Source organism: Arthrobacter sp. SPT-J7 (assembly GCF_059089965.1).
In genome coordinates this window covers 1-12,747 of the sequence record NZ_JBNHFF010000084.1, presented here as the reverse complement: position 1 = coordinate 12,747, position 12,747 = coordinate 1, and the positions used below count along the sequence as shown (strand labels likewise).

Annotated in this window: 11 protein-coding genes; 5 read left to right on the top strand and 6 right to left on the bottom strand. The window is 64.6% G+C overall.

Annotated features, from left to right (window positions below):
- The first annotated feature begins 32 nt into the window (after positions 1 to 32).
- A complete protein-coding gene (locus AC5RWX_RS24095; protein ID WP_494098816.1) occupies positions 33 to 692 on the top strand; it encodes a TetR/AcrR family transcriptional regulator C-terminal domain-containing protein in 660 nt (219 codons plus the stop codon).
- 155 nt (positions 693 to 847) lie between these two features.
- On the opposite strand, the gene AC5RWX_RS24090 is transcribed toward AC5RWX_RS24095, so the two are convergent.
- Positions 848 to 1,777: an aminodeoxychorismate lyase gene (locus AC5RWX_RS24090; protein WP_494098814.1), complete on the bottom strand. Its 930-nt coding sequence runs from the start codon at positions 1,775 to 1,777 to the stop codon at positions 848 to 850.
- 98 nt (positions 1,778 to 1,875) lie between these two features.
- Between AC5RWX_RS24090 and cls the strand changes: the two genes are divergently transcribed.
- Complete coding sequence (gene cls, locus AC5RWX_RS24085; RefSeq protein WP_494098815.1) at positions 1,876 to 3,348, top strand: cardiolipin synthase; 1,473 nt, start codon at positions 1,876 to 1,878, stop codon at positions 3,346 to 3,348.
- 14 nt (positions 3,349 to 3,362) lie between these two features.
- Here the strand turns inward: cls and pabB are convergent, their stop codons facing one another.
- The 5 genes from pabB to AC5RWX_RS24060 all read right to left on the bottom strand — a co-directional run bounded on the left by pabB (position 3,363) and on the right by AC5RWX_RS24060 (position 8,353).
- Positions 3,363 to 5,450: an aminodeoxychorismate synthase component I gene (gene pabB / locus AC5RWX_RS24080; RefSeq protein WP_494098813.1), complete on the bottom strand. Its 2,088-nt coding sequence runs from the start codon at positions 5,448 to 5,450 to the stop codon at positions 3,363 to 3,365.
- A 33-nt stretch (positions 5,451 to 5,483) separates the two neighbouring features.
- Positions 5,484 to 6,017, bottom strand: coding sequence for a low molecular weight protein-tyrosine-phosphatase (locus AC5RWX_RS24075; RefSeq protein ID WP_494098812.1), 534 nt, complete (start codon positions 6,015 to 6,017; stop codon positions 5,484 to 5,486).
- A 129-nt stretch (positions 6,018 to 6,146) separates the two neighbouring features.
- Positions 6,147 to 6,770: a LysE family transporter gene (locus AC5RWX_RS24070; protein WP_494098811.1), complete on the bottom strand. Its 624-nt coding sequence runs from the start codon at positions 6,768 to 6,770 to the stop codon at positions 6,147 to 6,149.
- A gap of 237 nt (positions 6,771 to 7,007) precedes the next feature.
- Positions 7,008 to 7,826, bottom strand: a complete 819-nt coding sequence (locus AC5RWX_RS24065) for a methyltransferase domain-containing protein (protein WP_163167609.1) — start codon at positions 7,824 to 7,826, stop codon at positions 7,008 to 7,010.
- Positions 7,827 to 7,846: 20 nt separating this feature from the next.
- A complete protein-coding gene (locus tag AC5RWX_RS24060; protein WP_494098810.1) occupies positions 7,847 to 8,353 on the bottom strand; it encodes a MarR family winged helix-turn-helix transcriptional regulator in 507 nt (168 codons plus the stop codon).
- A 204-nt stretch (positions 8,354 to 8,557) separates the two neighbouring features.
- On the opposite strand from AC5RWX_RS24060, the gene AC5RWX_RS24055 reads away from it, so the two are divergent.
- From AC5RWX_RS24055 to dnaK, 3 genes are all read left to right on the top strand, one after another.
- Positions 8,558 to 10,780 carry an MMPL family transporter gene (locus AC5RWX_RS24055; RefSeq protein WP_494098809.1) on the top strand — a complete coding sequence of 741 codons (2,223 nt, stop codon included), beginning with the start codon at positions 8,558 to 8,560 and terminating at the stop codon, positions 10,778 to 10,780.
- 117 nt (positions 10,781 to 10,897) lie between these two features.
- Positions 10,898 to 11,194, top strand: coding sequence for a hypothetical protein (locus AC5RWX_RS24050; RefSeq protein WP_494098808.1), 297 nt, complete (start codon positions 10,898 to 10,900; stop codon positions 11,192 to 11,194).
- Between the two features lie 241 nt (positions 11,195 to 11,435).
- The coding region (dnaK, locus tag AC5RWX_RS24045; RefSeq protein WP_494098807.1) for a molecular chaperone DnaK at positions 11,436 to 12,747 on the top strand (1,312 nt) is incomplete at its 3' end.

Here is a 12,747-nt window from a genome sequence, read left to right as displayed (position 1 = left end):
CAGGCACCAAGCCCCGCGGCCACAAAGCGAGGCTGAGCCGCGATTTGGTGCTCGCTAAAGCTTTGGAAATAGTGGACGCGGAGGGCCTGGAAGCCCTTACCATGCGCCGCCTGGGGCAGGAACTGGAGCGGGATCCGATGAGCCTGTACCGCTATGCGGAGAACCGGGCGGCGCTACTGGATGGCGTCTCGGAGCTGGTGTTGAACGAGCTGCCCATCCACCCCGAGGACCCCGACTGGAAAGCCCAGCTCCGTCACATCGCGCATAACCTGCGGCGGCTGGCGCTCCAGCACCCGAATGTCGTGCCGCTGTTGGTGACCAGGCCGCTTTCCACGCCGCTGGGGCTAAGGCCGCTGGGCACGCTGCGCCCGCTGGAGCAGATCCTCTCCCTGCTCATTGGCGCCGGCTTCAGCCCTGCCGACGCCCTTCACGTCTACCGTGCCTACTACGGTTTCCTCTATGGCCACATTCTGAATGAGCTGCAGGAATTCGTTGTGGACCCGGAAGAGAACGAAGTGCTGCTCCGTTTGGGGCTGCACCGGCTGCCATCAAAAGACTTTCCCCGGCTCCGTGCCCTGGCTCCTGCGCTCGCCGACTATGATGGCGAGCGCGAACTGGACCAAGGCATTACGATCCTGCTGTCGGGCCTCGAAGCCCAGCTGACCCCGGAACCGCAGGCTTTCCCCGCATAGTGGAGGAGTGCCACGGGCGGTTACTCGAAGGAAGCCCCCCCGGCAGTGAACCGTGGCCGGTACTTAGATGTCGGGCGAGTTCCGTAAATTCACGGTCGGTCATGGCCCGTGCTGACAGCCTGATGTAGTGGGCTTTCCCGCCCGGCTGCCAGGGTCTATTCGATGCCCGCGAACAGCTCGTTCAGCTCAGCGGTGAGCTCCTTCTGCACCGAGGGCGTGCCCACCTCTTTGCCGTCAATGCGGTTCACCGGGGCAAGCATGCGGACGCTCGAAATGAGCCAGACCGCGTCGGCATCCAGCAGGTCCTGGGGCTCCAAAGGACCGTACCCCAGTTCCCAGCCAGCCGCTGTGGCCGCAGCGAACAAGGCGCCCTGAGAGGTGCCGGCGAGGATGCCGCTGTCCAGCTGCGGCGTGACCAGGCGCTTGACCGACGCGCCGTCGTCGGACGTTTCCACGTGCGCCATCAGCACGGTGGACGTGGGGCCCTCCAGGACCCGGCCGTCGGAGGAGATGAAGATGACGTCGTCCGCGCCCTGCTTACGGGCGTGCCGCAAGGCGGCCATGTTGACGGCGTAGGAGAGCGTCTTTGCACCGAGCAGCAGCCACGGGGCGCGCTCGGCGACGTCGCTGTCGTAGCCGCGGTCCAGGAGGATGACGTCGATGCCGGCCTCGCGCTGCCGTCGCCCGGCCGCCCCGACAGGAGAAACCTGGACCCAGGAGGTGGGAGCTGAGGCGCCCTCCACGCCACGGGTCACCACGAGCTTGACCACCAGTTCGTTGTCGGCACCGGAAGCGGTCGGATGCCGGGTTTGGTGTTCGGACACGGCGGTGGCTACGGCGCGCCGCCACTCCGCCTCGCTGGGAATGGCCAGATCCAGCGCCACCGCGGAACCCGCCAGGCGGTCCAGATGGGCCTGGATCTTCCGTACGCTGCCGTCCACTGCAAGCATGGTCTCGAAGATCCCGTCGCCCCGGGTGGCGCCCTGGTCCGTCACCAACAGCTGGGGCTTGGTTGCGTCGGCCACCCGGCCGTCCGGGAAGGAGGGGTCGAGGAATACGAGAACCACGGAAGCTGGAGAGGTCATGGCTCCAGCTTAGTGCGGCGTCCCGCGGATAAGCTGGGCAGAGTGCCCCGGCTGGAAACCGTCCGCCGGCAGCCCGTCTCCCGGGGGTTATTCACGTGTTGTGGCCATTTTCGCTTGCCGGTTCCGCGCCCACATGGATCGTGGTGCTGCTGGCTGTCGCCGATCTGGTGATCAGGGTGCTGGCCGTGGGGATCATCCCCGGCAACCGGCGGCCCACCACGGCAATGGCCTGGTTGCTGGGCATCTTTTTCGTCCCGTTTGTGGGCATTATCCTTTTCCTGCTGTTCGGCAATTTCCAGCTGTCAAAGCGGCGCCGGGAGCAGCAGCAGCAGGTTAACGAGAGGGTGCGCGCCGGGATTTCGTCCCTTGCGGACGTGGAGAGCGACTACCCGGGCCCGGAATGGGTGAGGTCCGCCGCGGAATTGAACCGGAGGCTGGGTTCGCTGCCCATGGTTGATGGCAACTCCGTGGACCTGATCCCCGGCTACCCGGACTCCATCCTGCATATGACGGAGGCGGTGCGGAAGGCGAAGAAGTTCGTTAATGCCGAGTTCTACATCATGAGCACCGACCACATCACCAATGACCTGCTGACAGCTTTGGAGGAAGCGGCCGAGCGCGGCGTCGAAGTCCGGGTGTTGTTCGATCACATCGGCACCCTCCGTGTCCAGGGCTACAAAAACCTCCTAAGGCGGCTCAGGGCCGGCAAGATCCAGTGGAAGCGGATGCTCCCGCTCCTGCCTATTCACGGCCAGTGGCGCCGCCCTGACCTGCGGAACCACCGCAAGATCATGGTGATCGACGGCGAAATCGCCTTCACCGGCTCCCAGAACCTGATCGAGCCCTCCTACAACAACCCTCGGCACCGCAAGGCCGGCCGGGAGTGGGTGGAGCTGATGGCCCGCCTCCAAGGGCCCATCGTCACTACCCTGAACGTCGTCTTCGCCACCGACTGGCTGAGCGAAACTGACGAGTCCCTGGAACACCAGCTGCAGCTGCCGTCCAACCCGCATCCCGGAAACGTCACCGCACAGGTGGTCCCCAGCGGCCCGGGGTTCATCACCGAAAACAACCTGCGGCTCTTCAATACCCTCATCTACTCCGCCCAGCACCGGATCTCCATCTGCAGCCCGTACTTCGTCCCGGACGACTCGCTGCTCTACGCCATCACCACAGCTGCCCAGCGCGGGGTGGACGTGGAGTTGTTCGTCTCCGAAAAGGGAGACCAGTTCCTGGTCCATCACGCCCAGCGTTCGTACTACGAGGCGCTGCTGGAGGCCGGGGTCCGGATTTACCTGTACAAAGCCCCGTTTGTGCTCCACGCCAAGCACTTCACCATCGACGACGAAGTGGCGGTCCTCGGTTCAAGCAACATGGACATGCGCTCCTTTTCGCTCAACCTGGAGGTGTCCGTCATGCTGCTGGGAGCCGACATCGTCACCAAGATGCGCGCCGTGGAAGACACCTACCGGGACATTTCGCGCGAGCTCAAGCTGTCTGACTGGCTCAACCGGCCGCTGGCGGCGCGGTACGTGGACAACGTGGCCAGGCTGACGGCGACCGTTCAGTAGGCCTTTCGGGAGCCTCAGTCCTCCGGGAACCCGGCGCCCAGCGTCGAGAGGACCCCGAACGCCTTGGTGCGGATTTCCTCGTACTCCTCACCGGCATCGGAATCGGCAGTGATGGCGCCGCCGACGCCGAGGGTCAGTTCCGCGGTTTCGTCACCGCCGTCGTGGATCACCAGCGTCCGGATGGCGACGGCGAGGTCGGTCGCGCCGTTCAGCGAGAAGTAGCCGACGGTGCCGGAGTACAGCCCGCGTGCTTCGCCTTCCAGCCGGTCCAGGATGGCCATGGTGCTGATCTTGGGTGCGCCGGTCATGGAGCCGGCCGGGAAGCAGGCTGCCACCGCCTCTGCCCGGGACGATCCACGCCGCAGCTGCGCGTCGATGGTGCTCACCATCTGGTGGACGGTCGCGTAGCTTTCGATGGCACAAAGCCTGCTCACGGTTACGGAGCCGGGGACCGCAAAATGGCTCAGGTCATTCCTCAGCAGGTCAACGATCATGATGTTCTCGGCGCGGTCCTTGAGGGACGTTTCGAGTTCTGAGCGCAGCCGGGCATCTTCCGCCGGATCGGAGGCGCGGCGGCGGGTGCCCTTGATCGGCTCGGCCCGCATGCCGCCGTCGGACGCTATCTTCAGGAACCGCTCGGGCGAGGTGCTGGCCAGCGTGAGGCCACCGAACCGGAGGTAGCTGGCAAAGGGGGCCGGGTTCCTGCGCCGCAGCGCAAGGTACGTTGGCCACGGGTCCAGCTCTGCGGCCGGAACCCGGACCGAGAGTGTGGTGGTCAGGCACACTTCGTAAGTGTTTCCTTCGGCAATTTCGTGCTGCGCGGCGGCGATTTTTGCCTTGTATTCGGCGCTGGTGTCCCGGCTGCGGAACACTGGCGGAGATGAAAGCACGACGCCGCTGCTGCCGCCGGCGTTGGCGGCCCCCTCGGCATCTGCAGCAAGTGCGGAGGCAGTTTCAACGGCGGCCCGTGCGTCCCTGAACCATTCGTCCGCATCCGGAACGTCCAGGGCCAAGAGCCAGGCGGTACCTGCGGCGTGGTCCAGGACCACTGCCCTGGCGGCGAAGATCAGGGCGGCGTCCGGGGTGGGCGCTGCAAGATCGGTGCCGCCGGTTTCCCGCTTGAGCTCGTATCCCAGGCAACCCAGCCAGCCCAACGTGAATTCGCCGGGGTAGCCGTCGGGAGTGTGGACCGTTGTGCCTCCCCACACGGTGTCCAGCCAACGGAAAAAAGGCCCTTCAATAGTGGCGGTGGCGCAGCCTGCCTGGATCAGGCTTTCGCCGGAGCGGTGCGTCACGCACTGGCCCGACAAGCCGCCGTCGTCCGCCATGATGCTGAAGCGGCTTCGCTCCGCAGCTGTGGACCCGGACTGGTGCGGCGGAGACCCGGCGGCAGCGCCCGTATTCGAGGAGTCCAGCCATGCTGCGTTCGATGAGCTGCCGTACAGGGCGTTAAACAGTGCCGCGGCTTCCGGGCGCAGGTTGAGGCATTCCGCGCGGAGGCTCAGGTCACGGCGGGTGGACAGCTCGGGGGAAAGGGCCGTGGCCAGCGCGGGAAGGCAGGGAAGGAGCCGGAGTACGTCGGCGGGGGCGGCACCGTCTGCGCGGTTCAGGACGTGTACATCAGCGTGGCCGGGAACGTCGTCGCCACGCAGCCACTCCTCCTCCTGTGCCGCCCATTGGTCCCAGAACGGTTCGTACGTTCCGCCATCACGGTCCAGTGCGCGGGTCCGGCGGATGTCCTCGGGTGAGTCAGCCCAAATGACGGCACTGAGGAAGGGCCGGGCGGCGGCGGCGGCGGAACCCACACCCTCAACGATGACGATCTCGGCGGGCAGCGTGACGCGGGCGTCGCCGTCGTAGTGTTTTTCCCAGTCCCAGCTGACCCAGGCAGCCGCCTCGCCCCGGCTCAAGGGTGCCAGCACGGTGGCGACATAGCGGTCCACGCCGGCCATCAGCCCATTCCAGCCCGGGTAAATGTCCTCGAGGTGGAACAGCGAGACCTTGTGGTGCGCTCGCAGCCGTGCCGCCAGTTCAACGGCGAGTGTTGTTTTTCCCGCGCCTGAGCGCCCGTCGACGGCGATGATGACGGGGGCAGGGCTCATGGATTAGAGCGTACCTTCATCCCTGCAGGGCTTTCATCCGTGCTGGAGCTGGGCGCCTTGGAGGACAGCCTTTTTGAGATAGCCCACCAGCCCGGGCAGGGCGGCGTGGATCTGGTGCCAGACGGCGTCGAAATCCGCGTGCCCGCCGTACCAGGGGTCCTCGATGCCTTGGTCCAGCAGGTCCTTTTCTGCCAGCCGCGGATCAAAGCTCCGGAACATGCGGATTTTGTTCCTGGACTCATCGTCCGGCGCGGACTCACTCAGCCACGCGTAATGGTCGATGTCGAGCGCCAGGATCAAGTCGCGTTCACGGAACCATGTGGGCTGCCATTGCCGGGCAACGTGCTTGTCCGAGAAGAGCTGCGTGGCGTCCAAACGTCGTGCGGCCCGCGGGTCTATCGGCCGGCCTGCCTCATATCCAGTGGTACCCGCGGAATCCACGGCTACCAGGCTGTCCAGCCCCTCGCGTTCAAGCGCCGCGACGAGCATCAGCTCAGCCATGGGGGACCGGCAGATGTTCCCGGTGCAGACGGCGATGACACGGTATGGGCTCGACGTTGAGTTCATGAAACTAAGCATGCGCGCTAATGGACCGTGTTGGCTAGCGTCGGATTCATAAAGGTTGACTGTTTTGTAAAGAAGCTGTGCTTTGCCGTCACATGTGCGCCAGGGGGCGTCCGAAACACTCAAGACGGGTCAGTGGAGGAATGCCAGCAGGATGCCCACGGCCACAAACAGCACTCCAAATGAGCGGTTAAGGACCAGCTGGCCTCGGGTGCTGTGGGTAAAGCGCTCAAAGGACCTGGCTGCGGCCGCAAAGAAGAACCACATCACCAGAATGTCGATGGCGACCACTGTTGCCGTCAGCACTGCGTACTGAGCCAGGAGGGGCTGGTCCGGCCGGATGAACTGGGGCATAAACGCGAGGAAAAAGACGATGGCCTTCGGGTTCAACAGGTTCACCCAGAGGCCCCGCCGGAAGATGGACCAGGCCGGCTCGTTCTTCAGGCCCGCAATCTTCTGTTGTTCAAGGTCCGGCTTGCTAAGGAACTGCCTGATGCCCAGATAGACAAGATATGCCGCTCCTGCGTAGCGGATGACGTTGAAGGCAATTGGCGAACTAGCCACCAGTACGCCCACGCCCAGGGCCACAATCACGATGTGAACCACCAGCGCTGCCTGCTGCCCCAGGATGCCCCAGATGGAGCGGCGGAAACCGGCGGTCAGGGAGTTGCTCATGGTGTTGATGGCTCCAGCGCCGGGGGTGAAACTGATCAGGGCACCGGCGCCGGCAAGGGCGAGCCAAAGGGAGAATTGCACCAGCCAAGTTTAGTGGCAGTTACCGGCATGTGCTCACTGGCTGAGGGAAACCAAATCCCAGCATGGAGTCGAGCTTTATCACCACCAGCTTCGGCAGGGCACTACCCGTGGGAGCTATCAGCAGACGGGCGAGGAGCTCAAGGTCGAATCCTGCCTGGATGATCATTCTTTTGATGCTACGGACGCGATCAGCACCAGGTATCAGCCGACTCCGGCTATGGGGACAACGTCGTGGATCTATGCCCGGGCGATGACCTCGCCGTTGGGGATCAGGAACCAGCCGTCGTCGGTGGATCCCCAGCGGTGCCAGCCGGCAGAAATTCTGGCCAGATCCGCAGGGTTGGCGAAACCATACTCCAGTGCCTGCTCTGCGAAAGCCGAATGCAGCACGCGTTCGCCCCAGACGCGCGCTTGCCAGCGGCGCTGCTGCCCGGTGGCGTAGAGCCAGTTGCTGCTGGTGGGTGCGACGTCGGTGAACCCGGCTGACTGCGCCCAGCTCACCAGCCGCCGCCCGGCGTCGGGCTCCGCCCCGTTCCTGCGCGCGATCCGCTGGTACAGCTCCATCCACTCGTCCAGTTCAGGGATGGCGGGATACCAGCTCATGCCGTGGAAGTCAGCGTCGCGGACGGCAACGATGCCACCCGGCTTTGCCACCCGCCTCATCTCCCGCAGTGCCTCCACGGGGTCGGTGAGGTGTTGCAGCACCTGATGGGCGTGCACGACGTCGAATGTCTCGTCGTCGAAGTCGAGGTCGTAGATGTTGCCCGCCACGAACTCCACGTTGGAAACCTCCCGCTCGACGGCGAGGGCTTTGGCTTGGGCGATGATGTCCGGTGAGCGGTCCAGGCCGGTGACTTTTCCGGGGTTGACCAGAACGGCGAAATCGCAGGTGATGCTGCCCGGGCCGCAGCCGACGTCGAGCACTTCAGAGCCAGGCGCGAGATGCGGCAGGACAAATGCCGCGGAGTTCTCCGCCGTCCTGGCGGCATGGGCGCGGACCACCGACTCGTGGTGGCCGTGCGTGTAAACGTCGTCTTCGGGCTGCTGCGCACTCATAACCAAACGCTACCCCCAACCTACTTGGGCGCGCTGGACGATTCTTCCCGCGCGGCCACCGTGGCTTCCACCATGGCCGTCATAAAGCGGGTCACTGTTTCCAGTTCCTCCGCGCTGAAATTCGCCATGGCACTGCCTATCCGGTGCGAGAGGGGAGCGAAGATGGCGCCGCCGTCCTGGAAGGCCTTGGGCGTCATGCGAAGGTGAACCTTCCGGCGGTCAGAGCTGTCCCGCTCCCGCACTACGTGTCCGGAGGTGTCCAGCCTGTCGATCAGGGCCGTGGTGGCAGGGGAACTTAGGTTCAGCTCCTTGCGCAGGAGCCCAGGCGTGACGGTGCCGCCGTTCGCGGTGTGGCGCATGATTACCGCCAGCGCGTTCAGGTCCGTCCGGTGCATGTCCTTGCGCCCGCCGGCGGCGTCCACATAGCGGTTGGCCTCGAGGGTGAATTCCTGAAGAAGCCGTACCAAGGGGTGAGGCACCCCCGCTGCCGGAGGGCCGGGGGCAGCCAAGGTCGCATCGCCTGCCATGTCCACCTCCAAGAATTTGTGCTGTGGAAGTTCCCCGCCGTAGCGCCGGGGGCGCCGCTGGCACCGTACTGACGGATATTACTTCAGCCGTGCCGTTCTCCTCTTATCCGTCCGCTGAGAAAAGCTAGGGAGGCGCTTATCTCTATGGTGGAGATACTCTAGTATGGAACCAAGTTTACTCCTGACAGTTGCTCGGAAGGCATCGTGAAATTTCATTCCCACGCCCAGGAACGTGATCCGTTCTGGCTGCGCTGGCTCCTCCCCGTAATTCTCGTGTTGACCTGGCTGGCGCTCGCCGGAATCGGCGGACCCACCTTCGGACGGCTCGAAGAGGTCTCGTCCAATGACCAGGCATCCTTCCTGCCGGCCAGCGCCGAGGCCACGGCCGCGCAGGACTGGCAGGCGAAATTCCGGGACTCTGATGAGGTTCCCGGCGTGATTGTCCTGGAAAGCGACGAAGGCCTCACTTCGGCCCAGCTGGGTGAGGCCGCGTCCCTGCGGACGGAGCTTGAAAGCCTGGAGCTGGGCAGTGCGGTGATTGGTCCAATTCCGTCGGAGGATGGCAAAGCAGTCCAGTTCATTGCGCCCATCGATTCGTCGATTGGCGTCAAGGAGGCTGTCCAGGAGTTGCGGGACACTGTTGCCGGGGCAGCGCCTGAGGGAATGCGGACCTATGTCACGGGTCCTGCCGGGCTGGCTGCAGATCTCACAGCGGCCTTCGCCGGCATCGACGGCATCCTCCTGCTGGTGGCGCTGGCCGCAGTTTTGGTGATCCTGCTGATTGTCTACCGCTCGCTGTTGCTGCCGGTCATGGTGCTCCTGACCTCAGTCTTCGCCTTGTGTGCTGCCATCCTGCTGGTGTTCGGCATGGCCAAGGCCGGCTGGATCCAGCTCAATGGCCAAAGCCAGGGCATCCTGTCCATCCTCGTCATCGGTGCCGCCACGGACTACGCCCTGCTGTATGTGGCAAGGTTCCGGGAAGCACTGACCTGCACCACCAGCCGCACCGCCGCCGTGCTGACGGCCTGGAAAGCCTCCTTCGAGCCCATCCTCGCGTCAGGTGCCACCGTGATCATCGCGCTGCTGTGCCTGCTCTTCTCGGACCTGAATTCCAACAAGGCGCTGGGTCCCGTAGCAGCTGCCGGCATCCTCTGCTCCCTGTTCGCTGCCCTGACCCTGCTGCCTGCCCTGATGGCGCTCCTGGGCCGTGCGGCGTTCTGGCCCTTCGGCCCGAAACTTGCCCCCGCGGGTGAGCGTGAGCCGAAGCTTGTCAGCGGACTGGAAGGCCAGAAGGGGCTGTGGCGCGCCACGGCCTCACTGGTTTCGCGGCGGCCCCGCATCATCTGGGTCGCCTCCGTCCTGCTTCTGCTGGCCGGTTCCGCCGGCGTCCTTCAGCTCAAGGCCAACGGGGTGCCGCAGACCGACGTCATCCTGACGGCGTCCAACGCCGTGGACGGCCAGGACGCACTGGCTCGCCATTTCGATGCAGGCAGCGGAAGCCCCGCCGTCGTGGTGGTGGATCAAGGCAGGGCGGAGGAGGTGCTGGACACCGTAAAGGCGGCCGACGGCGTAGGCGAGGCCTACCTGTTGGCGCAGGGTTCCGTGCCCGTCACCGGAGCCCCCGGTGCTCCCAGCGCTCCGGACGTCCGCGACGGCAAGGTGCTGATTAATGCCACGCTGAACTATGCCGCGGATTCGCTCGATGCGGAGGAGGCCGTGAAGGCCTTGCGTGCGGACGTAAAGGCAGTGGATCCCAGCGCGCTGGTAGGAGGTGTGACCGCCACGGCGCTGGATACCAACACCACTGCCCAGCGGGACCTGGTGATCATCATCCCCGTTGTGCTGGTGGTCATCCTCTTCATCCTGATGCTGCTGCTTCGCTCCGTGGTTGCACCGGTCCTGCTGGTGCTCTCGGTGGTCCTCTCCTACACGGCTGCCATGGGTGTTTCGGCTTTTGTGTTCAACAATGTCCTGGGCTTCCCCGGCGCGGACGCTACCGTTCCCCTGTTCGGCTTTGTGTTCCTGGTGGCACTCGGAGTGGACTACAACATCTTCCTGATGAGCCGGGTGAGGGAGGAATCGTTGAAGCACGGCACCGGGCCCGGCATCCTGCGCGGCCTTGGCGTCACGGGCGGTGTGATTACCTCCGCCGGCGTAGTGCTGGCGGCGACGTTTGCCGCCCTGGGCGTCATTCCCATCATGTTCCTGGTGCAGTTGGCTTTCATCGTCGCCTTCGGGGTTCTGCTGGACACGGTCCTGGTGCGCTCGCTGCTGGTGCCTGCCCTGGCTTACGACATTGGTCCGCGGATCTGGTGGCCCGGCAAGCTGGGCCGCCCGGGGAAAGGCTCGTCCGTGGAGCCGGGCCCCAACCCTGAGGGTCGGGCCGGGACTGCTGAGCCGGGACGCCACTCCACCACGATCCGCTAGTTCGGCTGCCGCCGCCAGTCCAAACGCCGCCGAATGAAAGCCCTGTCGGCGGAAACGCCTGCTGGATAGACTGCAAATGCGCCCGCATGGACGCGGAACTCAAAGGAGAGGTGCACCATGACTGAGAACCAGGAATCCGCAGCCGAGCAGCCCCGCAGGGGAAACAGCGCCCCCGGACTGGAAGGCGAAGGCGGCCAGTATGTGGATGGTGACTACGGCGATGCCGGCACTGCAGGGGACCCTGCCGAGAACCTTGGAGACGGCGAATACGCGGACGGGGATTACGGGGATGCCGGTACCGCTGGAACCGGGCACGAAACTGACAGCATCCGGGAAGGGCTTACCGACGGGCAGGTCAACACCACTGCTGAAGAGGGTGGACCCCTTCACGGCGACCGGGACAGCGACAGGTAGCACCGCAAGGCAAGCAGCCGGCGGCTCCGTTCTCCAACAGCGAAACGGCGGGCCGCCGTTGTCTTCTGCTCAAGCCCGCCACTGTGCGGAACTCCAGGCCATCTCCCCACTGCCCGAAAACAAAGTTGAGCGTACTCCGCTCAACTTGGATTGACATCGCTGGCGCCCTGAGTAAAGTTGAGTGCAGAACGCTCAATCATCAGGGCGCCAGTAAGTTTCCAAGGAAAGAAGGAAGCAACACATGTCACGTGCAGTAGGTATCGACCTCGGAACCACCAACTCCGTCGTCTCCGTTCTCGAAGGTGGCGAGCCCACCGTTATTGCCAACGCCGAGGGTGGCCGCACCACGCCGTCGGTCGTTGCATTCTCCAAGTCCGGCGAGGTCCTGGTGGGCGAGATCGCCAAGCGCCAGGCCGTCAACAACATCGACCGCACCATCGCTTCGGTCAAGCGCCACATGGGTACGGACTGGACCGTCAACATTGACGAGAAGAAGTACACCCCGCAGGAAATCTCCGCGCGTATCCTCATGAAGCTGAAGAACGACGCCGAGTCCTACCTGGGCGAAAAGGTCACCGACGCTGTGATCACCGTTCCGGCCTACTTCAACGACGCCGAGCGCCAGGCCACCAAGGAAGCCGGCGAAATCGCTGGCCTGAACGTCCTCCGCATCGTCAACGAGCCCACCGCCGCAGCACTCGCGTACGGCCTGGACAAGGGCAAGGAAGACGAGCTCATCCTGGTCTTCGACCTCGGCGGCGGTACCTTCGACGTGTCCCTGCTGGAAGTCGGCAAGGACGAAGACAATTTCTCCACCATCCAGGTCCGCGCCACCGCAGGTGACAACCGCCTGGGCGGCGACGACTGGGACCAGCGCGTTGTTGACTACCTGCTGAACCAGCTCAAGGTCAAGGGCATCGACCTGTCCAAGGACAAGATCGCCCTGCAGCGCCTCCGCGAAGCTGCCGAGCAGGCAAAGAAGGAACTTTCCTCCTCCACCAGCACCAACGTCTCGCTCCAGTACCTGTCCGTCACGCCCGACGGCCCGGTCCACCTGGACGAGCAGCTGACCCGCGCCAAGTTCCAGGACCTCACCAAGGACCTGCTGGAGCGCACCAAGAAGCCGTTCCACGATGTGATCAAGGAAGCCGGCATCAAGCTCTCCGACATCAACCACATCGTGCTTGTGGGTGGCTCCACCCGTATGCCCGCCGTGTACGACCTGGTCAAGGAGCTCGCCGGCGGCAAGGAGCCGAACAAGGGTGTGAACCCGGATGAGGTCGTGGCCGTTGGTGCAGCCCTGCAGGCCGGCGTGCTGAAGGGCGAGCGCAAGGACGTCCTCCTCATCGATGTCACGCCGCTGTCCCTCGGTATCGAAACCAAGGGTGGCGTGATGACGCACCTGATCGAGCGCAACACTGCTATCCCCACCAAGCGGTCCGAGACCTTCACCACCGCTGACGACAACCAGCCGTCCGTGGCCATCCAGGTCTTCCAGGGCGAGCGCGAGTTCACCCGTGACAACAAGCCGCTGGGCACGTTCGAGCTGACCG

Coding starts and splice junctions, on each gene's coding strand:
- AC5RWX_RS24050 (WP_494098808.1), top strand. CDS start 10,898: ATGACTGAGAACCAGGAATCCGCAGCCGAGCAGCCCCGCAGGGGAAAC.
- AC5RWX_RS24075 (WP_494098812.1), bottom strand. CDS start 6,017: ATGAACTCAACGTCGAGCCCATACCGTGTCATCGCCGTCTGCACCGGG.
- pabB (WP_494098813.1), bottom strand. CDS start 5,450: ATGAGCCCTGCCCCCGTCATCATCGCCGTCGACGGGCGCTCAGGCGCG.
- AC5RWX_RS24060 (WP_494098810.1), bottom strand. CDS start 8,353: ATGGCAGGCGATGCGACCTTGGCTGCCCCCGGCCCTCCGGCAGCGGGG.
- AC5RWX_RS24090 (WP_494098814.1), bottom strand. CDS start 1,777: ATGACCTCTCCAGCTTCCGTGGTTCTCGTATTCCTCGACCCCTCCTTC.
- AC5RWX_RS24065 (WP_163167609.1), bottom strand. CDS start 7,826: ATGAGTGCGCAGCAGCCCGAAGACGACGTTTACACGCACGGCCACCAC.